The sequence below is a fragment of the Kribbella jejuensis genome (assembly GCF_006715085.1).
GTDB classification, from domain to species: domain Bacteria; phylum Actinomycetota; class Actinomycetes; order Propionibacteriales; family Kribbellaceae; genus Kribbella; species Kribbella jejuensis.
Window position 1 is genome coordinate 800,850 of record NZ_VFMM01000002.1, and the last position, 26,643, is coordinate 827,492.

A 26,643-nucleotide genomic window follows, 5' to 3' on the forward strand; every position below is an offset into this window, starting at 1 on the left:
GACCAGCTTGACAGGCCAAACATATGATGTCTAGCGTCCTGCTGTGATCGACATTCCGCGATTCGGTCTGGGCTGCGCGCCGCTCGGCAACCTGTTCCGGCAGTTCTCCGACACCGAGGCCGACGCGATTCTCGAGGCCGCGTGGGCGGGCGGCGTCAGGTACTTCGACACCGCGCCGCACTACGGCCTTGGGCTCTCGGAGCGGCGGCTGGGCCGTTTCCTCGCGACCAAGCCTCGCGACGAGTACGTCGTCTCGACGAAGGTCGGCCGCTTGATCCGGGAGAACCCGTCGTGGGACGGAGCCGCGATGGACGACGACGGCTTCGTGGTGCCTGCGCGGGTCCGGCGACAGCTCGACTACTCGGCAACCGGTGTCCGCGCGTCGGTCGAGGAATCGCTGCAGCGAACCGGCCTGGATCGGATCGACATCCTGTACGTCCATGACCCGGAGCGGTCGGGAGTGCCCGGCGCGACCGAGTCCGCGATGGCAGCACTCGCGGAGCTCCGCGACGAAGGGGCCGTCTCGGCGATCGGTACCGGTTCGCTGGGCGTCGACGCGCTGCTGGCCAGCGCTCGGACCGGGCTGGCCGACGTACTGATGGTTGCCAACCGCTACACGTTGCTCGACCAGAGCGTCGTACCGGAACTGCTGCAGGCCTGCGACGAGTACGGCGTACGCATCGTCGCCGCGGCCGTCTTCAACAGCGGCCTGCTCGCGTCGTCACCACGCCGCGATGCGAAGTACGACTACGAGACCGTGCCCGAGGACGTCTTCACCCGAGCAGTCGAGATCGACAAGATCTGCGCTGCGCACGGGGTCGCGCTTCCGGCCGCCGCCCTCCAGTACCCGCTGCGCGACCCCCGCGTGATCTCGGTCGTCGCGGGTGCCGCCGATCCCGGCCAGATTCGCGAGAACCTGGCCCACCTCGGGTCGGCTGTCCCACCAGCGCTTTGGGTCGAACTCACCGAGCGCGGCTTGGTCCCGCCGCTGGTTCGCTAGGCGTGCCGGATTGCGGCGTGGGTGATGAACGCGTCGAAGTAGGTGTCGTCGAAGACTCGGGCGACGACGGCCGCGCGGGTGCGTACGCCGAGTTTGGTGCGGATCGACCGGACGTGGTCGTGGACGGTGTGCGGGGAGACGAAGAGTTCGGCGGCGATCTCGGCGTCGGACAGGCCGCGGCACAGCAAGCGGGTCACCTCGATCTCGCGGGCACTGAGGCCGGCGCCGACGACCCGCGGGCCGAGCAGTTCGGCCGGAGTGGCCGACGTCAGGACGACCGCCGTACGGCCTTCGGGAAGCTCCATCCCGTGGGCGCTGAGCCAGCGGCCGTCGGCTGTGCGCAGCACCGTCGAGAAGCGCGGATCGGCAGTGGCCAGCGCTACCAGATGGTCGATGTGGCGGTACTGGTCGAATCGCCTGGTTTCCAGCTCGGTGCGCAACGCCGCGTCGTCGAGAGTGAACTCGACAAGCTTGCCGTCGGCAATGACCAGCATGCCGCGGGCGCCGTGGCCGGCGGTGCCGGTCCGAAGATCGGCCAGCACAGCACGACGCAGTACTGCGCCCGCTGTGTCGGCGACCGCGTCGAGCAGCGTCTCGTCGTCGGCGGTGAACGCGCCGCTGCGCCGCCAGAGCGACACTCCACCCCAGGCGACCGCGCCGTCGGGCAGCACCGCCCGCAGTTCGTCGGTGAAATCGAACGCCTCGACGACCGTGGCCAGCATCTCGGGATTGCTCTCCCGCAGCCGTAACGCCCGCGCGCCGGACCGGGCGGCGGCCATCCGGCGGAAACTGTCGTCCGCGGCGGCATGCTCGATGCCGAAGAACGGGTGGCAACTCTCGGGCGGCAGGTCCGTCACCGCGCCGGTCCAGAACAGCCCGGTCTGGGGATGCATCAACACGAGCGCGCCGGCGGCGGCTCCGGGTACGGCGGCCAGCAACTCGTCGAGCACCCGCTGGGCGGTCCGCGCCGGGTCGGCGCCGGGGAGGATGCCGGAGTCGGTGCCGGAGTCGGTGCGGGTGTCGGTGCCGGAGTCGATCGCCGACATGGCGCGTGCCAGCCGGTCGGCAAGCCCCGTTGCCCGGATCGCGGTCACAGCTCCCAGCGTAGGGCCTGAATCCCCCGATCCGGGGATGGCCGGTACGGCGAACCCGCCGCCACCCTGGACGGTATGACTCAGCTCGGATCACCGGTGCTCGCACCGCAGGAAGCACCCGTCTACAACCATGTCGACATGTTGTGCCGGATCGTGCTCGACGGGCGTGACACCGACGGCGCGTTCGCCCTCGTGGAGGAACGCGCCGCGCTCGGCGCGATGACCCCGCGCCACGTCCACACCCGCGAGGCCGAGACCTTCATCGTCCTCGACGGCGCTCTGGAGGCTTGGAGCGAGGGCCGCAGCACGCTGGTGGAGGCCGGTTCGCTGATCTACCTACCGCCCGGCCGGGCGCACGCCTTTCGCGTCGCGTCGGCGTCCGCGCGCTACTACACCCTGATCACCCCGTCGGGCTTCGAGAGCTTCTTCCGCGATTCGGGCGTACTCGTCACCGAGCCGTTCACGGGCGACCTGCCGATCCCCGGGCCGGTACCACCCGACGGCGTCGCCAAGCTTCAGCAAATCCTGGATCCGCTGGGCTGCACGATCACCGGGCCGCCACCCTTCACTGGCTGATCGTGACTCCGGCCAGTTTGTCCGGGTCGAGGACCAGGTCGATCTCGGTGATTCGGTGGGCGACGACGGTGAGGCCGACCACCGCGACCACGGCCGAGCCGGAGCGGGCGATGATGCCCGCGGCGCCGTTGACGAGTGCCGGTTCGCAGAGAGTGGCGAAGCGGGGGCCGACTCCGGCGGTGTGCTCGGCGACGTCGGCAGCGCCGGTGAGCAGGGCCGGAGCCAGACCTGGGCGGGAGCCGGCGTCGACCCGGAAGACGACATCCGGGTCGAGTACCTGCAGGAGACCGTCGAAATCGCCCGCCCGGGCTGCGGTCAGGAACGCGTCGACGACCCGGCGCTGCGTCGGTACGTCGACATCCGGCATCGTCGACGTACCGCGCAGCCGGCGCCGCGCCCGGCTGGCGAGCTGACGGGCGGCCACCGGTGAACGGTCCACGATCGGTGCGATCTCGTCGAACGGGACGCCGAACATGTCGTGCAGGACGAACGCGAGGCGCTCCGCCGGATCCAGGCTCTCCATCACCACGAGCAGCGCGAGCCCGACGGAATCCGCCACCAGCGTGGCGTGCTCCGGGTCGAGGCTCCCGTCGACGCTGACGACCGGCTCGGGCAGCCACGTACCGGTCGGCTGCTCCGGCCGCGCCCGCCGCGCGCGCAACATGTCGATGCATACCCGGCCGACCAGCGTGACCAGCCAGCCGTCGATGCTTTCGATCGCGGCGCCGTCGGAGCGGGTCGTCCGGATCCAGGCCTCCTGGAGCGCGTCGTCGGCGTCGCTGAGCGAACCGAGCATCCGGTACGCGACCGCTCGTAACCGCGGCCGGCGCGCCTCGAACTGCTCGGCGAACCACAGTTCGTCGCCCATCTCAGCCCCTTTCGGCCACCAGGTCGGGTCGGGCGGTGGTGTTCGCGAGTACGACGAGATTGACGATCAGCGCGGGTACCAGAACCATCAGCAACCCTACGAGCGCATCGCGGGAAATCGACGGACCGCCGCTGAAGCGACTCCAACGGGCGGCCGCGATCGTGCCTCCCAGCGCAGCCCACAGCGCCGTCTCGAGCGCCGGAAGCCACTCCCGATTGCGAATGTGGAAACCGGTCGCCATCAACGAGATGACCGCGATCCCCAGCCCGGCGAGCGGTGTTGCCCATTCCGCCGTACCGACGAGCAGCGGTACGACCAGCCCGACGGCCGCCGCGACCTCACTGACCCCGATCCCGATCGTCATCACCCGCGGCACCTGATCGAACCCGACCCACCGCTCGATCCCCCGCCCGGCAATCTTCGGCACCCCCGCCCCCAAGAAGAACAACGCAAGAAACCACTCAGCCACCCAGACCGTCACGTCGAACATGCCCACTCCTCACTCTGCACCCCTACACCCCCAGGTCGTATCCCGAACCCCCGATGTGACCGCAGCAGAAAATGGATTGCCGTTGCAGCGGGTCGTCGCGTTGGGTGGGCGGGCCCCGGTGGCGCGGTTCCAGGCCGAGTTCGGACAGCGAGGCTTCGGCTGGTGGGCGGTCGAGGTACGCGCAACCGGTGAGTTCGTCGGCTTCGCCGGCCTGGATCCGGTAGACGAGGAGATGCCGTTCACCGGGGTGGAGATCGGCTGGCGGCACGGCCCCACCGCGCCCGAAGGCCCGCATCGCCCGTAGCTAGCGGAGATCCTCCAGGTCGAGGCTGATCGGGAACGGGTCGGTGCCGGTGAAGGTGCCGCCGACGACTTCGGCGTCGAGGTAGCCGAACTTGTCGGTGAGGTGACATGCCAGCAGGGAGACCGGCTCGTCGATGTCGACGATCCAGTAGTGCGGGATGCCTGCGTCGGCGTACTCGGCCCGTTTCACCACGTTGTCCGTACGACGTGAACCCGGAGAAACGATCTCGACGACGAGGGCGACCTCCGATGCGCGAATCAGCCCGCCTTCGCTCCGGACTCGCGGCCTGGCGGTGCGACGCACCACGATGACGTCGGGTCGCCGGGAGAACCCGGGCTGGTCGGGCGGCGCGAGCTCCAGGTCGATGTCCACATCGGTGATGACCTCGAGATCCTGCGGCAGTTGCGGCATCAACTGCAGGGCGATCCGCAGCCGAGCCGTGTTGTGATCCGGGCTGAGACTCGGGGACATCACAAGGTTGCCCTCCATGAGCTCCGACCTGCCGGTCTCGTCCTCGCCGAGTGTTGCGTACTCGCGCACGGTCAGCAGATGGGCGGGCGGCGGTGGGATCGCTGTCATCGTCTCCTCCTCATCTCCGGCAACCATCGTTCCATGCGCCTGCGAGAACTCACGTCGACCGCTGAATGGCGTAGGGGTTTTCGTGCGGGTGGGGGATGCCGGGGGGTGTGGGGGTCGGGAGGCTGGGGGTATGGGTGAGGGGACCGTCACGGGGCTGGGGCATGCCGGGTTGCGGGTGGATGCGGGTGGGGTGCGGATTCTGGCGGATCCGTGGTTGTCCGCCGGTGGCGCGTTCCTGGGGGCGTGGTTTCCGTTTCCGGACAACTCGCATCTGGTGACGCCGGAGTTGCTCGACGTGGATCTGGTGGTGGTGTCGCACGAGCATCTCGATCACCTGGACCTGGACCTGCTCGCCGGGCTGCCGGAGAGCGTGCCGGTGGTGATCCCGCGGTATCCGTCGACGATCATGCAGCGCCGGTTGCGCGCGATCGGGCGGACCCGGGTCGTCGTACTCGACGCATGGCAGCGGTATCCGCTGAACGGCGACGACTGGCTGACGGTGATCCCCGAGCAGTGCCCGATGAGCCACGACGCCGCCGTCCTGTTCAAGCTCGGCGAGCGGAGCGTGCTGCACACCAACGACGCCCGGATCTCGCTGTCCCAGGCACGCCGGGCGATGGCCGAGGTCGGCGGGCCGCTGGACGTGATGGGCGTGCAGATGTCCGGTGCCAGTTGGCACCCGGTCCGGTACGAGTACGACGAGGTCGAGCGCGAGCGGATCGCGACGATCAAGCGGGTCGGCAAGTTCAAGGCCGTCACCCGGCTGGTCCGCCAGGTCCGGCCGCGGCTGGTGATGCCGTACGCCGGTCCGCCGTGCTTCCTCGACGACGACCTGTTCGAGCTGAACAGCGGCCTGCGCCCGGGCGGCATCTTCCCCGACCAGGGCGAGGCGCTGGCGTGGCTCGCGGACCGGATCCCCGACCAGCCGGGCGTCTGCCTGCTGCCGGGCGACCAGATCCGGTTGGACGACCTCAGCACCACCAGGGATCCGCACTGGAAGGACTTCCGGCTCGACGCCGGACCGGAGGAGCGGAGGCGGTACCTGACCGAGTACGCCGCCCGCCGGCGGCCGGCCATCGACGCCGCCTGGGCCGCGAACCCCGTGTCGCGGCCCGGGTTGGCCCAACGCTTCAAGACCCACCTGGAATCGCTCGGCACGCTCTCGGAGTACTTCCTCGCCAGGATCGGGATGACGCTGCGCTTCGACGTCTCCGGACCGCACGGCGGCGTCTGGGACGCGCACATCGGACCGGACCGGGTGGTCGTCGATCTCGACGGCGGCGCGGGTCATGCCGACTACCGGCTGACCATGGACGGCCGCTGGCTCGACGGTGTCGTGTCCGGCCGGACCCGCTGGGAGGAACTCCTGCTGTCGATGCGGTTCACCGCGCGCCGGCAACCGGACCGGTACAACGACTACCTGGTCGGCCTGCTCAAGCACGCCGACCGGGCGGCGCTCCGGGCGGTCGAGCGCTTCGAGGCCGCCCGCGACCCGGAGGAAACCACCACGATCGTTGTCGGCGGCAAGCAGTTGCGGGTGAGCCGGTACTGCCCGCACGCCGGTGAGGACCTGGCCGAGACAGGCGTGGTGGTGAACGGCGTACTGCGCTGTCTCGGCCACAACTTCGAGTTCGACCTGACCGACGGGACCTGCCTCAACGCCCGCTGTGACCCGGTGCTGGTGAAGCCGGCGGACTACGCGGAAGAGGCGGTCTGACCCGGTACCGGTTGCTGCAGGTCCGCCAGCCCGGCGACGAACAGCCCGGTCACCAGTACGTAGTACAACGTCCGGCGGATCGTCGGCCGGTCCAGGTACTCCCGGTCGGCCGCCACCCGCAGCGGCACGAGTACCTCGAGGTACCAGCGCTCCACGTCCGTCCACCCCTCCAGCGGTACGGCGGAACGCTCGCGGTACCGCAGCTGCGCCGGACCGGTCAACCCGGGCCGCGCCAGCAGGACCGGCCGGCACTCGTCCGGGTAGCGCGCAGCCAGCGCCGCGCTCTCCGGACGCGGACCGACCAGCGTCATCTGCCCGCGCACCACATGCCACAGCTGCGGTAGTTCGTCGATCGCGGTCCGGCGCAGGATCGCGCCGATCGGGGTGATCCGGGCATCCGTTGCCGCGGTCACCTCGGGGCCGGAGGCAACGGTCCGCATCGTGCGGAACTTGTACAGGTTGAAGAGCCGGCCGTTCTCTCCCACCCTGACCTGCCGGAAGAACACCGGCCGGCCGCTGGTGACGAGCACGAGCACGGCGACGACCAGCAGCAGCGGCAACGCGACGATCAGCAACAGCCCGCCGATCTCCAGGTCCAGCAGCCGCCTGCCAGGTCCGACCCGCATAGCCATCCTTGTCTCCTAACCGGTGCCGGCGGCAACGAAAACCGCGGTGAACGCCTGCGCCGCGAGGTCGCACTCGTGCGCGAACGCGGCGGGGTCGGTGGGCATCATCGACGGCGTCATGTGGGTGATCAGCCGCACGCCCAGCCGCCGTTGCCGGACCAGCGAGGCCCAGAGTGGGTTGCTGCCGAGATCGGGCGGGAGCAGGCTGAACACCTTGCCCTGGTAGTGCTGCCGCCAGGTCCAGATGTCGACGGCCTGTGCCCCGGCCGAAACCGGAGTGGTGATGTACGTCGCCGTGTCCGTCGCGGCCTGGGCCGCGGATCCCTGGTAGCCGTCGGCGGCCGCGAGCGCCTTGCGGGACTGCAGGATGGTCATCCCCTCCCACCCCTGCGCACGTACCCGGTTCCAGATCTCGGTCTGTGCGGTCTGCTGGTCCAGACCCCAGCCGGCGTAGGTACCAGGGCTGAGCAGCCCGGTACTGAGATCCAGGCGGTCGATCAAGTGCGCCCGCAGGTAGCCCTCGACGGCCGCCGCGCTCGCCGCCGGGTACTTCAGCCGGACCCGTTGGGCGCAGCCTTCCTGGTTGCCGCCGCGCCACGGCAGGCAGCCGAGCTCCGGGACCACCGCGTCGACCAGAATCTGCTTGCCCGGGGCAACTTTGGCCAGACTGCTGCGCGCCTGCCGGAGGAAATCGGTGGCCTGTCCCGGGGAGGTCAGGCCGTCGCCGTACCCGATCTCGTCGGAGATCTTGAACCCGGCGGTCCCCGGTACCGAGGCCAGCTGCCCGAGCCGGGCGATCGCTCCGTCGAACGCGGCCGGACCGTCCAGCCAGCGCTTCACCAGGTCGGTTTCCCACCAGATAGTCACGCCGTGCTGGTGCAGCGCGGTGGCGAGAGCGACGTATCGGTCACCGGGTAGCTGTGCCGGTGCGGTGCCGGGACTCGGACTGCTGGGCGGTGGCTCGGTCGGGTCCGACGGCGTACTGATCGGCGGGCCGTGGTCCGGGGAGGTCGTCGGCGGACCGGCCGCGGAGCCGTTGGAGCATCCGGCCAGCAGCATCACCAGTCCGGCGCCGATCGCGATCGCTTTCACGGTGTTCCCTCCCCAACAGCAGCAACGGTCGCCCGGTGCCGCGCTGCCGGTGCGCTGAGCCGCAACAACAGGCCGATCAGCAAGGCATCGGTCGTCAGGTACGCCGCGGTGGACGCGATCGCCGCGCCCATCGCTCCGTGCCGCGGAATCAGCGTGACGTCGAGCACGACCGTGACGACCAGTCCGGCGCCGAACGCGATCGAGTTGAGCCCCGGCGTACCGCGTCCGTACAGATACGCACTCGCGACGCCGGATGCGCCGGCCAGCACCATGCCCGCGACCAGCACTCGCGCCGGCGTGACGGCGGACCCGAACGACGCGCCGTACAGCAGCCGCATCACCGGACCTGCCAGGACCGCGACCGGAATCGCGGCGACCGCGACGCCCAAGAGCGTCGGCCGGATCAGCCGGCGGGCGAGCCCAGCCGCACGCTGCTGGTCGAGTTTCGCCAGCCGGGGGTAGAAGACCCAGGTCAGCGCGGTACCGGGCAGCCGGAGCAGTTCGGCGTACTTCGACGCGACCGCGTAGCCACCCAGGATCGCCGGACCGGCGAGCGCGCCGAGGATCGCGACGTCGAGGCGCAGGTTCAGCAACGTGATCAGGCCACCCACCTGACCGCGCAGACCGTACGACGCCACCTGGCGCGCGAGGTCCTTGTCCGGGCGTCCCCACCAGCTCGACAGACCGAGCCGGCGCCACCCGAGCCGCCGGCCGACCCGCCGCCAGGCGTCGACCGCGACGGCCAGGTCGGCGAGTCCGAGCCCGATGATGATCGCCCCGATGCCGTGGATGCCGACGAACAGCGGCAGCACGAAGCAGGGCAGGAACGCGAGTTCCTCGGCCGCGATCACCACGTCACCGCCGCGCCGGTCCTCGAGTCCTTGCAGCGCGGTCTTGCCGATCGTCAGCAGCAGCTGGCTCGCGACGGTCGCACCCGCGGCCGCGATCATCCAGGGCGGCTCGTGCGGGAAGAAAACCTTGGCGAGCAGCGGCGACGCGGCGACCCACAGCGCCGTACCGGCGATCGCTCCGGCGGCACCGATCGCCATCAGCGTCGGCCAGAGCCGGGGCAGGTCGCGGCGCGGTACAGCGAGGAAGTACGCGAGCGCCCCGGGCAGCCCGAGGACGCACAGCACGCCGACCAGGCCGGGCAGCATCCGGAGCAGTGCGTATTCGCCGACCGCCGAGGGTCCGCCGGTCCGGGCGACGAGCACGGTGGCGAGGGTCAGTCCGAGGATGGCGAGCAGCCGCGCGGAGGTGTTGGACAGGACGGAGCGGATCATGACGTCTCCTCGTGCCGGTGGTCCTGCATCGCCAGGACGAGCGCCGCGACCAGGCCGAGCCAGGTCCACAGATGCCGGAAGTGCAGAACCTCGTAGAACCCGGCGGCGGTCGCCATCACCGGTCCGATGACTGCCAGCAGCCACGGTCGGGGTACGAGTTCGGCGTATCCCTTCGGCAGGTTCCCGAAGACCAGCCGCACGCAGCGCGCGAACAGGGCGACGCCGAACACCAGCAACCCGATCCCGCCGATCACGCCGCGCTCCAGCAGCGTCGCGAGGTAGTCGTTGTGGGCTTCCTTGACGTACGGCGCCTGCGTGGCCTCCAGGGTCGCCTTGGTCCGGGCCGGTCCGTAGCCGGCGGCGTCCCCCTCGAGGAACAGGTTCGCGCCCTCGCGGACGATCGTGGCCCGCTCGCCGCTGGAGTTCGCGCTGCGGCCGAACGAGTCGCGCAGCAGCGGGATGCTGCCGGCCGCCGCTTCACGGAGCTGGGTCAGGTCGATGCGCGGCATGACGAAACCTGCGATCAGGCCGCCCGCCAGCGCGGCGGTCGCGAGCACGGCCACACCGGCGACGGCGCCCCGGCGACGGTACGTGGTCACCGCGACGGCCAGCAGTAGGCCGACCATCAGTGTGAGCATCGCGCCGTTGGAGCCGGTGAACCCGATCGCGAGCAGCACCAGCAGATAAGCGATCCGGCGGACGCCGGGGGAGCGCGGGTGTTTGCACGCGGCAATGACGAACAGCGAGACGACCAGGTAGTTGCCGGCCAGATTGGGATCGCCGAACGTGTACGGCGCGCGCACACCGTCCTTGGCCGACACTCCGGTCAGCGCGTTGAAGCCGACCAGGTACGCGGCCGCCATGACGCCGGAGTAGATCGTGGCCGTACGGCACCAGGACACGGTGACGGCGCGGACGATCGCCGGGTTGTGCCGGCCGAGGGCGAGCGCCGCAGCCCACATCAGCAGCAGCAGGTCCTGGATCAGCACCAGCCCGGTACCGACCGGTGCGACGGCGAGGTACGCGGCGAAGGCGCCGCCGAGCATGAGCCCGGCCACGCCCGCGGAGTACGGGAGTCTGATCGGCAGGTGTTCACGGCCCGCCCACAGCAGGCCCAGGACGATGCACAGCAGCATGCCCGCATCCGCCGGTGCGGTGTTGCCCGGGCCGGCCGGGGTCAGGAACGGGAGCAAACAGGTCGTCAGGCCCATTACCGCCACCAGCGCGTCACCGCGTGGCATGCCTTGCAGCCCGTGCAGGCCGGGTTGCCGCTCGATGGGCGTAGTGGTCGTCATCGCGGTTTGGTCCCGTCGGTGAGCGGCCAGTACGGGAGACCGGCCAGCAGTTCGAGGTGCTGGGCGGCGAAATCGTCGTCATTGGCGGTCGCCGCGATCTCTCCCAGCCCGGCGAGCGCGGCGCCGTACCAGAGGATCGTCGGTAGCCCGAGCGTTTCGAGCCCGGTACGCAGGTACAGCCGGACGAGATCCGGCAGCCAACCCGCCTCGAGCAGGCCGTACCTGATCCCCGCGCCGAACCCGATGCGCCGCAGGCCGCGGTGTCCACGGACCTCCCGGCCGGGCCGGGTGTGGCGGTCGAGGTAGAGGCAGTAGCTGAGCGCGAACCGGACCAGGTCCCGCAGCGGCCAGCCGGAGCGGGTACCGCTCTCCCAGTCGACGACGCCGGAGATCCGGCCGTCGTCGACCAGCAGGTTCCCGAACCAGTAGTCGCCGTGCACGACGGTGGCAGCGGCGCGGTAACCGCGCAGCTGCCGGTCCGCGGCGGCGAGCCGGACCTGTGCCGCCTCGAACTTCGGGTGCCCCGACCAGCGCGTCCGTACGTCGCCGGCGACCTCGTGCGCCCAGGTGATTCTGGTCCGCGCACCGGCGGTCGCGAGCTGCAGGTGCCGGAGCCATCCGCCGGCCAGGGCGAAGTCCTCGGCCACGGCCCGCGGCCGCGAGGTGTGCAGCCAGCGGTGGTACGCGACGCTCATCGGCACGCCACGCAGGACGGTCGTGACCACCGCCGGCAGGCCGTCGCTGTCGAGCGTCTCCAGGTAGCGCGGCACGGTCCGGCCGAACTCGCCGAGGTCGAGCTTGCCGATCGCGATCAGCATCCGGGTCTCGCGCGTGATCGCAGCCGCGGCGGCGACGGTGACCGGGATCTTGATCGCGACCGGCCCGGCCGGGCCGTCGACGTAGGTGCCGGCCGGCGGCGTGACGACGAACGTCCGCTTGGCGTCGGGGTCCTTCGAGGTCGCGATCAGTACGCCGCGGCTGCCCGGCGCGAACAACAGGTCGTGTACCGACCGCGGGCGCGGCTGGAAGGCCTTGGGAGCTTCGGTCATCGCCGCCTCCCGACCAGGACGCGGGCCGGTGCGACAGCGCCGGTCCAGCGCCACGGCGCGAGCCGTGCCAGCGCGAGTGCCGCGGACGCCGGTACGGCGAACGCGAGTCCGGGCGGCACCGTGGCCACCGCGGTCCAGAAGTGCCGGACCGCTTCCTCGACGTCGTCGACGACCACCATCGGCCGGTCGAGCGTCGGGAGTACGACGAACTCGCGCTCCGGGACCACGCCGAGCTCCCGCGCCGCCCGCTGCAGCCGCCGGCGGCTGCGCGGATGCTGGTCGATCAGCACGACCGGGCCGTCCGCGGACACCTCGCCGGGCCGGACCGGCCCGCGGCGCAGATCGTGCTCGATCGTGCCGGGCGGGCACAGCTGCAGCCACGGCGAGATCAGGCGTGCGCGATCGCCCGGGGCGAGGACGGGATTCGTCATGACGTCACCAGCGCCCCGGACCGTCCGGCGGAGTACACCTGATCGAGCACCTCGGCCAGGCTCTCCGCGTCGTACGTGCTGCCGGCTGCTGCCTGCCCGCGCCGGGCCATTCGTTGGGCCTTCCCACGATCGGCGAGCAGTTCGTCAATGGCTTCGGCCAGCAGCGGCGGACGCCCTGGCGGAACGAGGATCCCGCTCTCGCCGGGGACGACCAGGTCGGGCACCGAGTTGACCGCGGTCGCCACCACCGGCAGACCGCAGCGCATTGCCTCCACCACCGCGCAGGGCAGACCCTCGTACCGGCTCGCCATCGCGAACACGTCGAAGGCCGGCAGCAGCTGCGGTACGTCGGACCGCTCGCCGGCGAACAGGAACCGCTCCTCGAGCCCCATCCGGCGGACCAGGGCGCGAGCCTCGTTCTCACCTGGCCCCGAGCCGATCCAGACCGCGACGGCGTCGGTGTGCCGCAGTGCGGCGATCGCGGCGATCAGGTGTTCCGGAGCCTTCTGGTAGTCGATCCGGCCGACGGTGCCGACCAGGGGGACGGCCGGGCCGATTCCGAGCTCGGCCCGGGCCGCCTTCCGGGAGGCCTCCGTCTGCGGTACGGTCACCGACTCCACGACGGGCGTGACGGTGCGCAGTGTGCTTGGTGTCGCGAGTCCGAGCCGCAGGGCCTCGGTCGCGACCCCGGTACCGATGGCGAGTACGTCGTCGGTGATCCGCGCGAGCCGCCGTTCGATCGCGATGTACGCCGTACGCCGCAACGGGTTCTGGAACTGGTGGAACGGGAAGCCGTGGTAGGTGTGCACGATCCGCGGCACGCCGGCGCGATGTGCGGCGAGCCGGCCGAGCGCGCCGGCCTTCGCGCTGTGCGTGTGGACGACGTCGTACCGGCCGGCCGCGCACAACGCGGTCAGTTGCCGCAGCGCCCGGCGGTCGTCGTTCGGGGACAGCGGTGAGACCAGCGATGGTTCGATCAGGACCCGCATCCCGGCCGCGGCCGCGCGGTCGGTGAGCGGGCCGCCCTGCCCGGTGATGATCGTGACCCGGTAGCGGGCCGGGTCGAGCGGCAGGACACCGCGCAACGCGACCCCACCGGCCCCGGCGATGAACCGGGTCACGATCTGCGCGACCTCGATCTGCCCCTTGGTCTGTGCCGTGTCCTGGGCACCCATCAGCTCGCCCTTCCGGTCCGGACGGCGGCCAGTGGACGCCGCAGCAGTTCGGTCAGCCCGGCGCCGGGCTCTTTGCCGAGCAGCAGCTCGACCGCGGGCAGCCGGGTGGTGAGCCGGCCGGCGATCTCCTCGATCGGCGGATGCACCGGCCCGCAGCCGGTTGCCGTCGCGACCAGCGCCGCGATCGACCAGAACCGGCGCAGCTCGCCGGCCGCATAGGTGCCGGCCACGATCCGCCGGGCCGCCGCCGCGGGGGTGAGTTCACGCAGTTCGGGCGACTCCTGGTTCCCGCGGCGCAGTACGACGATCAGTTCCGGAGGCAACGACCTGACCCGATGCGTCCACGCCTGCTCGCGGCGGCCGTGGAGCGCCCGCTGCCCGGTACCGTCGAGCAGCCGCAGCGGTTCGGCCACGCCGTACGCCGTCGTACCGTCGCAGACCGCGAGGTTGTCGCAGGTCGCCCGGGAACCGTCGGCCAGGGCCCGCGCGACGAGCGTCGACTTGCCGACACCACCCGGTCCGGCCAGTAGGACCGCGACCCCGCCGACCTCGACGATCGAGACGTGCAGCGGTGCGAACCCCTGTTGCATCGCGAACCAGAGCGCCGGGTAGTGCAGCAGGACCTGGCTGTTCAACGCATGCTGCCGCGCAGGAAGCAGTTTGGCGACGGCGGACTCCCGGTACGACGGGCGCCACCGGCTCGCGACCCGCAGACCGTCGACGTCGATCGCCCATCGCTGGTCGTACCCGGAACCGCCGACGTTCGTGAGCACCACCTCGCCACCCGGCGTCGCCCAGACGCCTCGCGTGATCAACTCCGCGCCGCTCCTGCTGAACGGCTCTCGAGTGTTCTCGACCGCGAGCACGACGTTCGGCGGATCCGTTGCCACCAGCCCCGGTCGCTCCGGCCCACCCGCGGCGTTCACCAGGTCTCGGACGGCGTTGACGGAACCGTGCATCGCCACACGCTGTCCCGCCGTGTGGAGTAGCGCGCTGCTCATCCTTGTGGTCACCGCAGCCTGCCGAAGCGCCGCTGCGCCGGGCCGTGGACGAGCCCGAGCACCGGCCAGCGGACGGCCTTCAGGACGTCGTCGAGGTCGTCCAGCCGGCGCAGCAGCACGGTGCCGGTGGAAACCACGACCACGCCGGCCGTCATCTCGTCCTCAGGCGTGACGGCCGACAATCCGGTGAAGCGGACGTTGGTGAAGCCATCGATTTCGAAGACAGGCCCGGTATCGTCCGGACCGGCCGGTTGCTTCGCCTGTTTCGGCGCATGGGTCCGTCCGGACAACGAGAACAGCAGCTTGCTGACGGTGTCCGCGTCGTCGGCGTCGGCACCCATCAGCACCACCGAGTCGACACCCTGCCGCCGGGCTGCCAGTGCCATCGTGTTGCGGAGCGACTCGATGTCCTCGGTCGACTTGCCGAGTACCGGCGCCTGGAGCATCCGGGCCAGCGCGCGGATGCCGTTGACGCGCGGACGGAAGGTCTCCAGGACGGTCGCCGCGGTGAGGCCGAGCACCAGACCGAGCAGCAGCGCCAGCGCGAGCTGCGGCAGGATCGAGCTCGGTTCGCGCCGGATGTCCGGCTGGTCGCTGACCAGTACGACCTGGTCCCGGGTCGCGTTCTTCGCGACCAGTTGCGCCCGCTGGCCGCTGAGTTCGCTCAGCAGCTGGTTGGCGGACTGGATCTGGACCCCCAGATCGGCGCGGGCGGTGACGTCGGCGATCCCGCGCAGCTGGGCGACCAGCTTGTCCCGGCGCGCGGTCGCGTCGTCGATCTGGCTGGTCAGGTCGGCCAGGGTGCCGCGGAACGTTGCCTGGTCACCCTGGTTCATGAACAGCGCCACCCGGTTGGCGAGCTGGACCACGACCCGGCCGGCCGCGAGCGGGTCGTCGTCACTGACGCTCAGCTCGACGACCGAGGACCCGCCGATACGCTGCGCCGCCACGTTCGTGGTCGCGTACTTGTCGACGTCGCGCTGTACGTTCGCGGCCTGCAACGCGGTACCGAGCAGGCTCGGGGTGGTCGCGACGGCGAGCACCCGGCTGTTCATGCCTTCGGCCTCGGTCGCCGAGCTCGGCGAGCCGGCCACGACCTGCATCCGGATCGAGGCGATGGTCGGGTCCTGCCGCTTCGCGACCAGGATCGCCGCACCCGCGATCGGGACCAGCACGCACACCAGGATCAGCGCCAGGTGTGCGCGGACGATCCGGCGGAACATCTCCTCCAGCGTCATGACTGCGCCCTTCCTCGGTTCGTGTGCATCACAGCAGGACCAGTACGGTCTTGCTCGCGGACGAGGACTTGCCGATGGAGTCGGTCACGGTCACCGTCACGGTGTAGAGCCCCAGTGAGTTGTAGGTGCAGCTCGTGGTTGCACTCGTCTGCGGCGGCAGCGTCGTGCCGTTGCCGCAGTTGAAGGTGTAGGTCGCGATCGGCGTCTTGTCCGGGTCGGTCGACTTCGAGGCGTCCGCCTGGACGGCCTGCTTGGACTTGACCGTCGTCTTGTTCAGCGACAGCACTGCGGTCGGCGGCACGTCGGCGAGGATCTTCACCTGGGTGGTGGCCCGGCTGGTCAGACCGCCCGTGTCGGTCACCGTCACCGCCGCGGTGTAGGTGCCGGCGGTCGGGTAGGTGCAGTTCGCCGTCGACGTCGTCAGTGCGCCGGTCGTCGTGCCGTTGCCGCAGTCGAAGGTGTAGCCGGCCAGCGGACGGCCGTCGGCGTCGGACGACTTGGAGGCGTCCATCAGCACGGTTTGCGGTACGTACGCCTGTGCCGGCGTGGCGGTCAGCCGTGCCGTCGGTACGCCGTTCGGCTGGACCACGATCGGAGCGCTGGTCCAGGTGTCGGTCCGGCCCGCGGTGTCGGTCACGGTCAGCGTCGGGGCGTACGTCGCGGCAGTGGTGTAGTTGCAGGTGCCGGTCGCCTGCGCGATCGTCGTACCGTTTCCGCAGGCAATGAGGTACGTCGCGAGCGGAGCGGACTGCCCGACGCTCGTGGAGCCGTCCACCGTGACTGCCACCGGCGCGAAGCCGGAGGTCGGCGAGACCGTCGCCCGCGCGACCGGACCGACGTACTCGTAGGCACCCAGGTCGGCGTAGCTGACCGATCCGGTACCGGTGTTCGCGACCGCGGGGTCGTCGATCGGCGCGATGCCGTCCTTGTCGGTGCCGCTCCAGCCGGCCGGGGTGGTGTCGGCCGCATCGATCGCGGGAGATGCCGAGGTCAGGTGCAGGTCCCGCCCGGTCAAGTTGACGAACTTCGGGTTCGCCGACTTGCCCGTCGGCTCCTCCCCGCTCACGGCCTGGTACGAGCTGAGCGTGGTGTAGGGCTGCGACGCCCACTCGAACAGCGGTCCGCCGTTGCTCTGGAACACCAGGTCGCGGTCCAGCACGGTGCCCTGGCCGGAGGTCTCGTCGACGCGGATCTCGCCGATCGTCCGGGTGCTGCCGACGGCGTTGTCCATCGTCACGTTGTTCCGGGTGAGGGCACCGCTCGAGCCGCCTTCGAAGTTGATCCCGGCGGTGGCGTTACTGACGACGGTGTTGCTGATCACCTGTGAGCCCGTCGCCTGGAAGTTGTCGATGCCGTGGTCGCCGTTGTCGTAGACCACGTTCCGGCGCACCAGGGTTCCGGTCGCACCGGTATAGGACTCGATGCCGGAGTCGTCGTTGCTGTACGACAGGTTGCCGTCGACAACGGTGTTCTGTGCGGACGACGACACGTCGATGCCGGCAGCGATCCGGGCCGAGAGCCGCTTGTTCCGGTACGCCGTCACGCCGGTCACGGTGTCGCGCGCACCGCCCTGGATGCTGACGCCGTGGAAGTTGTTCTCGTGCGTGACCGAGGCCTTGACGGTGCTGTCGGTGGTGTTGAACAAGCGGATCCCGATCGACAGGTTGGCCGACGCCTGGACGCCGCTCAGAGTGACGTTGGCGGAGTTGTCCGCCGTGACGCCTTGCGCACCCGACTGTGCCGTGTCGATGGTGTCGAGCGACACGCGCTGCACAGTGTCGAGGTACACGCCGCTCAGGTTGGTCTGCCGGACCGCGAAGCCGCTGATGTTCACGTCGGTGACCTGGCGGAGCAGGATGCCGAAGCTGCGCGCGCCCGCGGCGACGGTGTGGCCGGTCGCCGGGTTCGCCCCGCCGATGTCGACGTACAGCGTCGCGGTCGGGGTGTCGTAGAACCAGCTGCCGCTGGTGGTCGTTGTACTGCTCGTTGCCTTGGCCAATGGTTGCCCGTCCAGGAAGACCTGCGACGGTGCCGGGGTGAAGGCGTGCTTCCACGCGTTCGTCGACGTGGCGGACCAGCCGGCCGCATCGGACACGTCATTCGTGCCGAGGACGACGGCCGACGGCGAGGTCGCGCGCAGCGTGATCGGAGCGCCCGGTTCCCCACTCGCGGTGAGCTGGACCTGCTCGCGGTACTGGCCCGCACCGACCAGGATCGTGTCGCCGGCCAACGCCTTCTTGGTGGCCGCGCCGATCGAGCAGAACGGCGTCGTCACGGTGCCCGGGCCGGTGTCACTGCAGGACGGGTTCGTCTGCTCGACGGAGTAGGTCTGCAGTTGCCGCAGGCTGACGACCTCCTGGGCGGTCGCGGTGTCGGTCAGCCCGGCGGTGTCGGTGACCGTCGTGGTCACGGTGAACGTACCGGCCGCCGCGTACTTGTGCGTCGCGGTCGCCGGCGCCTGCGGACCGACCACTGTGCCGTCACCGAAGTCGAAGGTGTAGGACGCGATGCCGTTCACGTCGGCGTCGCTCGAACCGCTCGCGTCCGCGGTCACCGGCGTCGACGGCGGCATGTTCACGGCAGCCGGGTTGAGGACAGCGGCCGCGTGCGGCGGGTAGTCGGTCGCACCCGCGATCGGCTGGTACTCCAAGGCCCCGCGGTCGGCGTACGTCGGCGTACCCGCGCCGGTGTCCGGCACAATCGCGTCGTCGGCCGGCGCGTTGCCGCCCTGGTCGGCGGCGACGAAGTTCGCCACCGACGAGTCGGCCGAGTCGACCGCCGCCGAACCGGCCACCAGCCGGAAGTCCGCGCCGGCCGGGTTGACGAAGTCGGGGTCGAGGGACAGGCCGTGCGCCTCCTGACCGGTCGCGGTCGCGAACGCGGTCAGGGTCTTGTAGATCACGCCGTTGACCTTCGTGCTCGGTGCGACGACGTGGTTGTAGGCCATGTCACGATCGGCGGTGAGGCCGGAGTACGAACCGGCGTCGACGTACAGGTCGTACTCGGTCGCCGTGGTGCCGTTGTCGACCAGGAGGTTGTCGGCAACGGTGGCACCGGTCGAGGTGCCCTCGATCGAGATGCCGTCCCGGCGGTTCCCGTACGCCGTGTTGTTGAGGTACTGCACCCCGGTCGACGTCAGCGTGTCGAAGCCGTGGTCGCCGTTGCCGTAGGAGATGTTGCGCGCGACGAGCGCGCGGTGGCTGCTGCTGTAGATCTGGATCCCGCTGTCCTGGTTCTGGTAGGTGATGTTGCCGATCACCCGGTTGTCCGGCGAGCTGGTGTCGACGTCGATGCCGTTCGCGGTGGCGTTCGGGTTCAGCGAGATGTTCGCGTAGGCCGTGTTGCCGGTAAGCAGGTTGTTCGGCGAGGTGCCCAGTCCGATCCCGTGCAGCCCGTTGTTGTGAGTGGTGGACGCGGTGACCGTCACCCCGCTGGACGCGTTCAGCTTGATCCCGGTGGACAGCGCGTTGTCCACGGCCGTGGAGCGGACGGTGATCGAGCTGTTCGAGCAGGTGTCGACGAGTACGCCGTTTCCGGCCGACTGCGAGGTGGTGACGTGGTCGACGGTGATCGCGGAGGACGACAGCAACCGCACGCCGGCCAAGTTCGCGCGGTCGAACTCGAGGTTGCTGATGACAACGTTCTGCTTGCTGCTGGTGGTGACGCCGAACGACTGCGCGCCCGCCTCGACCTGGTGCCCGTCACCCGGGTTCGGGCCGCCGAGGTCGACGTACAGGACCTTGGCGGTCGCGTCGTAGAACCAGCTGTTCGGCGTTGTCGTGGTGGCGGAGGTGGCGGTCGCCAGGCGCTGGTTGTCGACGAAGACCTGCTTGGGCGCGGACGGCGGGGTGTACGGAGCCGACCAGGCGGTCGTGCTGGTTGCGGTCCAGAGCGCAGCGCCGGCCAGCGACTTGGTGCCGAGTACGACGACGCCCGGTGCGTCACCGGTGACCGTGATCGGGTCGGTGGCGGTGCCGGACGCGTTGACCGTGACCTGCTCGCGGTAGATGCCCGGGGCAACGTGCACGGTGTCGCCCGGGAGTACGGCCTTCTTGGTGCCCTGGGAGATCGTGCAGAACGGCGCCGCCTGGGTGCCGGCACCGGTGTCGCTGCACGCGACAGTGTTGTTCACCCAGTAGCCGGTACCGACGGCGTTCGCCGGGCTGCTCGTCACGACCAGCACCAGTGCCGCGGTCGTGCTGATGACCGTGGCCGCTGCCAGACTCCGTAGCCGCTTGTTCATGGTGTCTCCCCAGTCGTCAGTGCAGAACTGCGATAGGTCGCATCCGGGCTACTGGCTTGACCAGGCCGTTGCGGACGAGGACGTCGAGGGCCGCGTTCACGCCACGGTCGTCGAAGTGGTGGGCATCGGTGGGCGCGCCGTCGTCGTACCGGTAGCGGCGCGTCTTGCGCTTCAGCGGGTCGTCGCCGGACACACCCCGGGCAACCAGGTCGGAAACAACGGTGCCGGCGCCGTGGCAGGCGGAGTACAGGCTGGTCGCCGCTCGATCGCCGGCGACCGCCAGGTAGCTGGAGGTGCGGTGCGTACCGGGCAGCAGCACGGCCTGTCCGGTCTCGGCGAACGTCGTACCCGGCGTCATCATCGACGCCGGGAAGGCACGGCAGGAGTTGTGCCGGTGGACGACGCCGGTGCGGTCCCCGACCGGCTCCTCGTAGATGCTGTTGTGCGGCGAGTCGACGACGAGCCGGCCGGTGGCGCCGCCGAACGAGTCGGCCGCGAGCCGGCGGAGCGCGGCGTACGTGGCGGTCCGGAAGGCGAAGCCGTAGTTCATCGCGGCCGCGGTCGCTAGCATCAACCGCTGGCCTTCGTCACTGGCCAGCGGGAGCGGCGTGCAGCCGGCGGTGAAGTACAGACCGAGCCGGGCGCGCAGCTGCTTGAAGGACCGCGCGGAGCGCAGGTGGAACCACGGCTTGAGCGCCGCGTTCACGGCCTTGATCTGGGCGGGGTAGTCCTTGCGCCGGAAGAACAGCCGCCCGATCTCGCCGGTGAAGACGCCGCCGCCGCCGTGGTACTGGATGGTCAGCTGGCCTTCGCTGACCCCCAGCTTGGCGGCCCGCTCCGGGTCGAGGATCTCCTCGACCCGCTGGAGTTCGACGAAATGGTTGGACGGGCCAATGGTTCCGAACCGGTACCGGGCCAGCTGGAAGGCGACCCCCGGAAGTTCCGTCCGGAGCCGGTCGAGGCCGCCGTACCTTTCCAGGTCGATCCGGCCGCCCTCCTCGATCCGCTCGAGATCCTCGGCCGGCGCACCCCAGCGGTCCACGCTGAACTCGGAGCCGGCGCCGACGGCCTTGACGACCTCCTGCCGGCTGAGCTCGGCGGTTCCGCGGGTCGGGTACGGATAGCGCTCGCGGACCGCCCGCATGAACGTGTCGACGGCCTTGTCGTCCGGTACTTCGGAGTCGACGGCGATCAGCGCCATCCCGCAGTTCACCGACGAACTGGTCAGCTCGGTACGGATCGTGCCGTGGGTCGCGACCGCGACGCTCGACGGCAGCTCCATCTTCGACTTGTGGTGGAAGTCCGGCAGGACCACCGGTGGAGCGGCCAGGTCCGCGCCCTCGACCCGATGTCCGAGCGCCGAGATCGTCGCCCGGCCCGCGGGGAGCAGGGTGGGGTCATCGAAGACCGTCGGGGGGACCGAGACGGTACCGTCGAGGACGCGGACGTCCAGTGGTGGCAGTTCTGGCAGTTCTGGAGTGGCCTCAGTGGTCATGCTCTACTCGCAGTCTGTTCGTCGGTCGGGTCAGAAGCCGTCGGGGTACGGGGCGCCGGCCGAGACCAGGCCGGGAGTCGGGCTGTACTCCGGAACCAGCCGGCGCAGGTGCCGGGAGACCTCGTCGGGCCGGTTGTGCGCGGCGGCGTCGTACAGCTCCCGCAGCCCGGCCCGGAAGCCGGCCGGCGGCGGCGGCGCCACGGTCATCGAGATCCGCGGATGGTCGGTCGGCGTGGCTTCCTCGCCGGCGCCGAACAGTTCCTCGGTGAGCTTCTCGCCCGGCCGCAGCCCGGTGTACTTGACGTCGACGTCGCGGACGTTGAGCAGCCCGGCGAAGTTGTGGACCAGGTCCACGATCCGCACCGGCTCACCCATGTCCAGCACGTACGTCGCCGAGCCGTGCGACATCCGGGCCGCCTCCAGCACCAGCCCGACCGCTTCCTCGATCGTCATGAAGAACCGGCTGACGTCGGGATGCGTGATCGTCACCGGCCCGCCGCTGGCGAGCTGGTCGCGGACCACGTGCAGCAGCGAGCCGCGGCTGCCGAGCACGTTGCCGAACCGGACGGCGGTCAGCACCGTGGTGGCCGGCTGCTGCGACTCCAGTACGAGTTCGGCCAGCCGTTTGGTTGCCCCGAGCACCGAAGTCGGGTTCGCGGCCTTGTCGGTGGAGATCAGCACGAACCGCTCGACGTCGTGCGCGACCGCGGCCTCGACCAGGTTCTGGGTACCGCGAACGTTCGACTTCACGCCCTCGCACGGGTGCCGCTCGAGCACCGGCAGGTGTTTCAGCGCGGCCGCGTGGAAGACGATCTGCGGACGGTAGTCGCGGAACAGCTGGTACAGCCGCTCGCTGTCGCGGATGTCGGCGACGACGGTGTTCTCGGTGTCCAGCAGCGCCTCGCCCCACAGCTCGAGCTGGGTGCGGTGCAGGTTGGACTCGTCGTGGTCGAGCATGATCAGCTGCTCGGGACCGAACCCGTACACCTGCCGGCACAACTCGCTGCCGATCGAGCCGCCGGCGCCGGTGACCAGGACCCGCTTGCCGGCGATCGCCTCCCGGGCGTGCCGGCTGACGACGTGCATCTCCGGCCGGCCGATCAGCGGTCCGACCTGGAGTTCCCGCATGTCGGTACCGGCGATCTGCCGCTGCAGCGCGGACAGGAACGGCGGCAGGTGCAGTACGGTCGCGCCCAGGGCGGCGGCGCGCCGGCCGAGCTGGCGTACCTCGTTCGGCGGCATCGACGGGATGGCTACCACCACCACGTCGGCCCGGCTGTGCTCGAGCACCTCCTCCAGGTCGGCCAAGGTGCCGAGGACCCGGCGTCCGCCGTACCGGCGGCCGCGCTTGGCGGGGTCGTCGTCCAGGAAACCGACCGGCTCCAGCCCGAACGAGCTGACCCGGCGCAGGTCGCGGGCCAGCGCGACCCCGGCCTCCCCGGCCCCGACCACGATGGTCCGCAGCAGGTTCTTCTCGCTGTGCTGTAGCAGCAGAGGCTCACTCATTCCGTTCCCTTTCCGGAGATTCCCTGATGCGCGATGCCGGTGATCGCCGCACACACCGCGTCGACCTGTGCGCCGCTCAGCCGCGGATACATCGGCAGCGACAGCAGTTGGCCGAACAGTGCGTCGGCACCGGTCAGTCCGGCCGACGGGATCAGGGCTGCCTGGCTGAAGTACGCGAGCCGGTGGACCGGGATGAAGTGCACCGAGGTGCCGATGGCGCGTTCGGAGAGCGCGGCGATGACCTCGTCCCGGTCGATCCCGCCGTTCAACCGCAGCCGGATCGGGTAGAGGTGCCACGCGTGGGTGCCCTGCCCGGGAGCCGGCCGGTGCGGCAGGCCGACACCGGGCAGTCCCGCGAGCTGTTCGTCGTACTGGGCCGCGATCTGGGCGCGGCGGCGCTGCCAGGACGGGAAGTGGGTGAGCTGGGCTCGCCCCATTGCCGCCTGGATGTCGGTCATGTTCGCCTTCAGGCCGGCGTCGGCGACGTTGTAGCGCCAGCTCCCGCCGGGCAGGTACCGCCGCCAGGCGTCGGCCGTCATCCCGTGCAGCCGGGCCTTGCGGAGCCAGTCGGCGCGGGCGGCGTCGTCGGTGGTGATCATCCCGCCCTCGCCGAGCGGCAGGTTCTTGGTGGCGTAGAAGCTGAAGCAGGTCGCCCCGGGACCGGAGCCGACCGGGGCGTCACCGGCGTACGTTCCGAGGGCGTGCGCGGCGTCCACCACCACGTGGTCGAGTGGTACGCCGGCCGCCTCGGCCAGTGCCGGTACGTCGGCCACGTCGCCGGCCCAGTGCACCACGGTCAGCGCGGCCGGCCGGCCGAACGCCTGGACCGCGGTGCGCACCGTCGCCGGCGTCGGCAGCCCGGTCGCCGGGTCGACGTCGACCAGCACCGGCTGGTGCCCGGCGTGCATGATCGCCTGGACGGCGCCGCAGAACGTCATCGTCGAGCTCAGCACCAGCGACCCGGGCGGCAGCCCGAGCGAACGCAGCGCGAGCTCGATTCCTTGCGTGCACGACGACACCGCGACCGCGTACTCGGCGCCGACCGCGGCCGCGAACTCGGTCTCGAACGCCGCGACCTCCCTGCCCGTCGTCACCCAGCCCGACTGCAGCACCCGCAGTACGGCGGCCTGCGCGTCGGAGGTGATGTGGCAGTCCGCGAACGGTACGGCGAGATCCACGGCCGGCGCAGGACGTGGCACAGCACTGATTCGGGTAGTCATCCCGATGCCCCCCTCGAGGCCCCCCACGGGCCCTGATGTCCCTTGACGCTACGAGCTGTGATCGCGGGCCGCGCCCGACGACGAGACGAGAACGCCTACGTCAAGAGGATGATCCGGGCCGCGCGGCAATTACGGACCCGTTGTTCTCGTCGACGCCCGTCACACCGTGTGAGCGGGCAAAGGCGACCAGTGCGAGTGTCGAGTGCTGTCCCGAGCGCCGCAGCAGGCTCTGGATGTGCGTCCGTACGGTGTTCGTGGACACGAACAGCTGCTCGGCGGTCTCGTTCCGGGTCATCCCGGCGACCAGGCAGCGCAGTACGTCGAGCTCGCGGGGCGTCAGCCGGTCCACGAAACCGTCGGCCACTCGTTGCCGTCGCAGGTCGCCCAAGAGATGGCCCAGTACCGGTTCCAAGGTCGCCGGAGCTAGGTACAGATGTCCGTCCAGCACCTGCCAGATCGCGGCGACCAGGGCCGGTAGCCGGGTGGTCTTCGCCAGCCAGCCGCGGGCGCCCGCGTCGAGGGCCTGCACGATCAGTCGGGGATCGGTGCTGCCGGACAGCATGATCACCGCCGGTGGGTCGGGTTCGGCGATCAGCTCGGCCAGCAGGTCCGAACCCGACTCCTCGGCCAGCGACAGATCGAGCAGCACCAGATCGGGGCGGCCGGCAGCGATCAGCGTCCGGGCACCGGCCAGGTTCGACGCGGTACCGACCGGACCGATGCCCGGCTCGGCCGCGAGCAGGTTCGCCAGGGCCTCGGCGAACACGCGGTGGTCGTCGACGAGCAGCACCGCCACCCCGTCGGTGCCTGTCGTGCCGTCCATGCCATCGGCGCCGTTCGGGCCGTTCGGGCCGTTCAGGCTGTGGTGGGCGGTCACCGGTGCCCGTCCGCGGCGAGTTCCCGGACGTCGACCAGGCCGGCGTCGGCGGCCGCGCGGGCCAGCTTGCCGCGTCCGTGCACCCTGAGCTTGCGGAGCACCTGCTGGACGTGGGTACGGATGGTGTGCCGGCTGACGCCGAGGATGCCGGCCATCTGCTCGGTGTTGTAGCCCTGCACCACGAGCCGCAGTACCTGCAGTTCCCTGGTGGTCAGCGCGTCGACGACCGGTCGCGGTCGGCGTCGGTCGGCGGACGGTCTGCCCTCGGCCACATGATTGCCCCGGGCCACCAATTCGGCGACCTCGATCACTGCGCGCAGACTGCAGGCCTTACTGACCACGCCCTCGACGACCCCACCGTCGAATGCCTGCCAGGCCCGGTCGTCCTGCGGGTCCGCGAGCAGTACGACGTACGGTGTCCGGTCCCGGTGCCGCAGCAGATCGGTCGCGGCCGGCACGTCGAGCAGGTACAGGTCCGGTGAACGACCGGCGACCTCGAACAACTGTTGCAGATCGTCGCCGGTGGCAACGATCTCGTGGCCGTGCCGCTCGAAGGCGGCGGCCAGCACCGAGGCGAAGAGCCAGTACTCCTCGCAGATCGCCAGCCTCATACCGACCTCACCCTCGGGTGGCCGGCGGGCAGGCTGAGCCGGACGGTGGTTCCGGAGCCGGGGACGCTGGCGATCTCGAGCCGGCCGCCGTACGCGCGGGCTGCCGCGGCGACCACCTGCAGACCGTGACCGGTTCCGGCGGCGACGTCTCCGAAGCCTGGGCCGTCGTCGGACACCTCGATGTAGGCCTCGCCATCGGCGACGTCCACGCGAAGCTGGACGTGACCGGCGCCGCCGGCCGCGCGGCAGGCGTTGTCGAGCAGGTTGCCGATCGCGCGGCGCAGCAGTGCCTGATCGCCCGCGACCATGACGCGGGTGGCGCGTTCGAAGATCACCGGTGCGCGGTAGGTCAGGCGAACGACGTCGGCGCACTCACCGGCCAGCTGGGTCAGGTTGACACCACCGATCCGCCGCGTGGTTGCCTGCTCGACCTCCAGGATCTCGGCGATCGCTTCGAACTGCTGGCGGATCAGGGCCAGCCTGGCCGGCCCGCCCAGTTCAGCGGTGTCCTCGGACAGGTGCAGACCCGCGGCGACGTACTGCCGCAGATCGTGGAACAGCCGCAGCAGGTGCTCCGGCTCGTCGGCTTTTCCGCCTCTCGCCGGCGATACGTCGGCAGCGCTCATCGGTGACCCCCCTCAGGTCCCGACCGAACCGGCCGCCCACCGCGGCCGCACGTCGCCAAAGCCTTCGACAACCACGGACGGTAACCGATCCGTCCCGGTTTCCCCGCTCGAGCCCCCCAAGGCACGCGTCTCGGTCTTCACCGACCAGTACAGACCGTCACCACCGCGAGGGGCAGGGGCAGCGGGCAGACGTCATTGTTCGGTCATCTTCACGTCATCTTGGGGCGTTGCGGGCCCGTTCGTTCGG

General features: G+C 70.5%; 24 protein-coding genes. 4 read left to right on the forward strand and 20 right to left on the reverse strand.

Annotated elements, in window-relative coordinates:
* Window positions 1–43: 43 nt before the first annotated feature.
* Window positions 44–1,000, forward strand: coding sequence for an aldo/keto reductase (locus FB475_RS23775; RefSeq protein ID WP_141858776.1), 957 nt, complete (start codon window positions 44–46; stop codon window positions 998–1,000).
* Here the strand turns inward: FB475_RS23775 and FB475_RS37755 are convergent.
* The gene (locus tag FB475_RS37755; RefSeq protein WP_141858777.1) at window positions 997–2,094 is read right to left on the reverse strand and encodes a response regulator transcription factor; all 1,098 of its coding nucleotides are present in this window, start codon (window positions 2,092–2,094) and stop codon (window positions 997–999) included. The two genes, FB475_RS23775 and FB475_RS37755, sit on opposite strands and share 4 nt — an antisense overlap.
* 75 nt (window positions 2,095–2,169) lie before the next feature.
* Here FB475_RS37755 and FB475_RS23785 point away from each other — a divergent pair, with 75 nt between their 5' ends.
* Window positions 2,170–2,670, forward strand: coding sequence for a cupin domain-containing protein (locus FB475_RS23785; RefSeq protein ID WP_141858778.1), 501 nt, complete (start codon window positions 2,170–2,172; stop codon window positions 2,668–2,670).
* Here FB475_RS23785 and sigJ read toward each other — a convergent pair.
* Entirely contained in the window at window positions 2,660–3,538 is an 879-nt protein-coding gene (sigJ, locus tag FB475_RS23790) for an RNA polymerase sigma factor SigJ (RefSeq protein WP_141858779.1), read from the reverse strand. The genes FB475_RS23785 and sigJ overlap by 11 nt on opposite strands.
* A 1-nt stretch (window position 3,539) precedes the next feature.
* The gene (locus tag FB475_RS23795) at window positions 3,540–4,028 is read right to left on the reverse strand and encodes a DoxX family protein (RefSeq protein ID WP_141858780.1); all 489 of its coding nucleotides are present in this window, start codon (window positions 4,026–4,028) and stop codon (window positions 3,540–3,542) included.
* A gap of 82 nt (window positions 4,029–4,110) precedes the next feature.
* On the opposite strand from FB475_RS23795, the gene FB475_RS23800 reads away from it, so the two are divergent.
* Window positions 4,111–4,332, forward strand: coding sequence for a GNAT family N-acetyltransferase (locus tag FB475_RS23800; RefSeq protein ID WP_202878481.1), 222 nt, complete (start codon window positions 4,111–4,113; stop codon window positions 4,330–4,332).
* Here the strand turns inward: FB475_RS23800 and FB475_RS23805 are convergent, their stop codons facing one another.
* Window positions 4,333–4,911: a Uma2 family endonuclease gene (locus FB475_RS23805; RefSeq protein WP_141858781.1), complete on the reverse strand. Its 579-nt coding sequence runs from the start codon at window positions 4,909–4,911 to the stop codon at window positions 4,333–4,335.
* A 130-nt stretch (window positions 4,912–5,041) separates the two neighbouring features.
* On the opposite strand from FB475_RS23805, the gene FB475_RS23810 reads away from it, so the two are divergent.
* On the forward strand, window positions 5,042–6,628 hold the full coding sequence (locus tag FB475_RS23810) for an MBL fold metallo-hydrolase (RefSeq protein WP_141858782.1): 1,587 nt from the start codon (window positions 5,042–5,044) through the stop codon (window positions 6,626–6,628).
* Here FB475_RS23810 and FB475_RS23815 read toward each other — a convergent pair.
* The 16 genes from FB475_RS23815 to FB475_RS23890 form a co-directional block, all read right to left on the reverse strand.
* A complete protein-coding gene (locus FB475_RS23815) occupies window positions 6,607–7,260 on the reverse strand; it encodes a sugar transferase (protein WP_141858783.1) in 654 nt (217 codons plus the stop codon). The two genes, FB475_RS23810 and FB475_RS23815, sit on opposite strands and share 22 nt — an antisense overlap.
* A 9-nt stretch (window positions 7,261–7,269) precedes the next feature.
* Window positions 7,270–8,346 (reverse strand): hypothetical protein, encoded by a 1,077-nt coding sequence (locus tag FB475_RS23820; protein WP_141858784.1) that lies wholly within the window; start codon window positions 8,344–8,346, stop codon window positions 7,270–7,272.
* On the reverse strand, window positions 8,343–9,629 hold the full coding sequence (locus tag FB475_RS23825; protein WP_141858785.1) for a lipopolysaccharide biosynthesis protein: 1,287 nt from the start codon (window positions 9,627–9,629) through the stop codon (window positions 8,343–8,345). The genes FB475_RS23820 and FB475_RS23825 overlap by 4 nt, the downstream gene beginning before the upstream one ends.
* The gene (locus FB475_RS23830) at window positions 9,626–10,924 is read right to left on the reverse strand and encodes an O-antigen ligase family protein (protein WP_141858786.1); all 1,299 of its coding nucleotides are present in this window, start codon (window positions 10,922–10,924) and stop codon (window positions 9,626–9,628) included. Before FB475_RS23830 ends, FB475_RS23825 begins: the two co-directional genes overlap by 4 nt.
* The gene (locus FB475_RS23835) at window positions 10,921–11,973 is read right to left on the reverse strand and encodes an aminoglycoside phosphotransferase family protein (protein WP_141858787.1); all 1,053 of its coding nucleotides are present in this window, start codon (window positions 11,971–11,973) and stop codon (window positions 10,921–10,923) included. The genes FB475_RS23830 and FB475_RS23835 overlap by 4 nt, the downstream gene beginning before the upstream one ends.
* Window positions 11,970–12,404 (reverse strand): hypothetical protein, encoded by a 435-nt coding sequence (locus tag FB475_RS23840; protein ID WP_141858788.1) that lies wholly within the window; start codon window positions 12,402–12,404, stop codon window positions 11,970–11,972. The genes FB475_RS23835 and FB475_RS23840 overlap by 4 nt, the downstream gene beginning before the upstream one ends.
* On the reverse strand, window positions 12,401–13,579 hold the full coding sequence (locus FB475_RS23845) for a glycosyltransferase family 4 protein (RefSeq protein WP_141858789.1): 1,179 nt from the start codon (window positions 13,577–13,579) through the stop codon (window positions 12,401–12,403). The genes FB475_RS23840 and FB475_RS23845 overlap by 4 nt, the downstream gene beginning before the upstream one ends.
* Entirely contained in the window at window positions 13,579–14,538 is a 960-nt protein-coding gene (locus FB475_RS23850) for a hypothetical protein (protein ID WP_141858790.1), read from the reverse strand. The genes FB475_RS23845 and FB475_RS23850 overlap by 1 nt, the downstream gene beginning before the upstream one ends.
* Before the next feature lie 50 nt (window positions 14,539–14,588).
* Window positions 14,589–15,818, reverse strand: coding sequence for a GumC domain-containing protein (locus FB475_RS23855; RefSeq protein ID WP_141858791.1), 1,230 nt, complete (start codon window positions 15,816–15,818; stop codon window positions 14,589–14,591).
* 28 nt (window positions 15,819–15,846) lie between these two features.
* Window positions 15,847–20,061: a PKD domain-containing protein gene (locus FB475_RS23860; RefSeq protein ID WP_141858792.1), complete on the reverse strand. Its 4,215-nt coding sequence runs from the start codon at window positions 20,059–20,061 to the stop codon at window positions 15,847–15,849.
* Between the two features lie 16 nt (window positions 20,062–20,077).
* Complete coding sequence (locus FB475_RS23865; RefSeq protein ID WP_141858793.1) at window positions 20,078–21,556, reverse strand: RtcB family protein; 1,479 nt, start codon at window positions 21,554–21,556, stop codon at window positions 20,078–20,080.
* Window positions 21,557–21,586: 30 nt separating this feature from the next.
* Window positions 21,587–23,062: a polysaccharide biosynthesis protein gene (locus FB475_RS23870; RefSeq protein WP_141858794.1), complete on the reverse strand. Its 1,476-nt coding sequence runs from the start codon at window positions 23,060–23,062 to the stop codon at window positions 21,587–21,589.
* Window positions 23,059–24,282, reverse strand: coding sequence for a DegT/DnrJ/EryC1/StrS family aminotransferase (locus FB475_RS23875; protein ID WP_141858795.1), 1,224 nt, complete (start codon window positions 24,280–24,282; stop codon window positions 23,059–23,061). Before FB475_RS23875 ends, FB475_RS23870 begins: the two co-directional genes overlap by 4 nt.
* A 100-nt stretch (window positions 24,283–24,382) precedes the next feature.
* Window positions 24,383–25,159, reverse strand: a complete 777-nt coding sequence (locus tag FB475_RS23880; protein WP_141858796.1) for a response regulator — start codon at window positions 25,157–25,159, stop codon at window positions 24,383–24,385.
* On the reverse strand, window positions 25,156–25,770 hold the full coding sequence (locus tag FB475_RS23885) for a helix-turn-helix transcriptional regulator (protein WP_141858797.1): 615 nt from the start codon (window positions 25,768–25,770) through the stop codon (window positions 25,156–25,158). Before FB475_RS23885 ends, FB475_RS23880 begins: the two co-directional genes overlap by 4 nt.
* Complete coding sequence (locus tag FB475_RS23890) at window positions 25,767–26,396, reverse strand: sensor histidine kinase (RefSeq protein ID WP_141858798.1); 630 nt, start codon at window positions 26,394–26,396, stop codon at window positions 25,767–25,769. Before FB475_RS23890 ends, FB475_RS23885 begins: the two co-directional genes overlap by 4 nt.
* Window positions 26,397–26,643: the final 247 nt, after the last annotated feature.

What these genes read in the sequence shown, in the direction of transcription:
- FB475_RS23785 (WP_141858778.1), top strand. Translation starts at nt 2,170, where the DNA reads ATGACTCAGCTCGGATCACCGGTGCTCGCACCGCAGGAAGCACCCGTC.
- sigJ (WP_141858779.1), bottom strand. Translation starts at nt 3,538, where the DNA reads ATGGGCGACGAACTGTGGTTCGCCGAGCAGTTCGAGGCGCGCCGGCCG.
- FB475_RS23795 (WP_141858780.1), bottom strand. Translation starts at nt 4,028, where the DNA reads ATGTTCGACGTGACGGTCTGGGTGGCTGAGTGGTTTCTTGCGTTGTTC.
- FB475_RS23805 (WP_141858781.1), bottom strand. Translation starts at nt 4,911, where the DNA reads ATGACAGCGATCCCACCGCCGCCCGCCCATCTGCTGACCGTGCGCGAG.
- FB475_RS23810 (WP_141858782.1), top strand. Translation starts at nt 5,042, where the DNA reads ATGGGTGAGGGGACCGTCACGGGGCTGGGGCATGCCGGGTTGCGGGTG.
- FB475_RS23815 (WP_141858783.1), bottom strand. Translation starts at nt 7,260, where the DNA reads ATGGCTATGCGGGTCGGACCTGGCAGGCGGCTGCTGGACCTGGAGATC.
- FB475_RS23825 (WP_141858785.1), bottom strand. Translation starts at nt 9,629, where the DNA reads ATGATCCGCTCCGTCCTGTCCAACACCTCCGCGCGGCTGCTCGCCATC.
- FB475_RS23830 (WP_141858786.1), bottom strand. Translation starts at nt 10,924, where the DNA reads ATGACGACCACTACGCCCATCGAGCGGCAACCCGGCCTGCACGGGCTG.
- FB475_RS23835 (WP_141858787.1), bottom strand. Translation starts at nt 11,973, where the DNA reads ATGACCGAAGCTCCCAAGGCCTTCCAGCCGCGCCCGCGGTCGGTACAC.
- FB475_RS23840 (WP_141858788.1), bottom strand. Translation starts at nt 12,404, where the DNA reads ATGACGAATCCCGTCCTCGCCCCGGGCGATCGCGCACGCCTGATCTCG.
- FB475_RS23845 (WP_141858789.1), bottom strand. Translation starts at nt 13,579, where the DNA reads ATGGGTGCCCAGGACACGGCACAGACCAAGGGGCAGATCGAGGTCGCG.
- FB475_RS23850 (WP_141858790.1), bottom strand. Translation starts at nt 14,538, where the DNA reads ATGCACGGTTCCGTCAACGCCGTCCGAGACCTGGTGAACGCCGCGGGT.
- FB475_RS23855 (WP_141858791.1), bottom strand. Translation starts at nt 15,818, where the DNA reads ATGACGCTGGAGGAGATGTTCCGCCGGATCGTCCGCGCACACCTGGCG.
- FB475_RS23860 (WP_141858792.1), bottom strand. Translation starts at nt 20,061, where the DNA reads ATGAACAAGCGGCTACGGAGTCTGGCAGCGGCCACGGTCATCAGCACG.
- FB475_RS23865 (WP_141858793.1), bottom strand. Translation starts at nt 21,556, where the DNA reads ATGACCACTGAGGCCACTCCAGAACTGCCAGAACTGCCACCACTGGAC.
- FB475_RS23870 (WP_141858794.1), bottom strand. Translation starts at nt 23,062, where the DNA reads ATGAGTGAGCCTCTGCTGCTACAGCACAGCGAGAAGAACCTGCTGCGG.
- FB475_RS23875 (WP_141858795.1), bottom strand. Translation starts at nt 24,282, where the DNA reads ATGACTACCCGAATCAGTGCTGTGCCACGTCCTGCGCCGGCCGTGGAT.
- FB475_RS23885 (WP_141858797.1), bottom strand. Translation starts at nt 25,770, where the DNA reads ATGAGGCTGGCGATCTGCGAGGAGTACTGGCTCTTCGCCTCGGTGCTG.
- FB475_RS23890 (WP_141858798.1), bottom strand. Translation starts at nt 26,396, where the DNA reads ATGAGCGCTGCCGACGTATCGCCGGCGAGAGGCGGAAAAGCCGACGAG.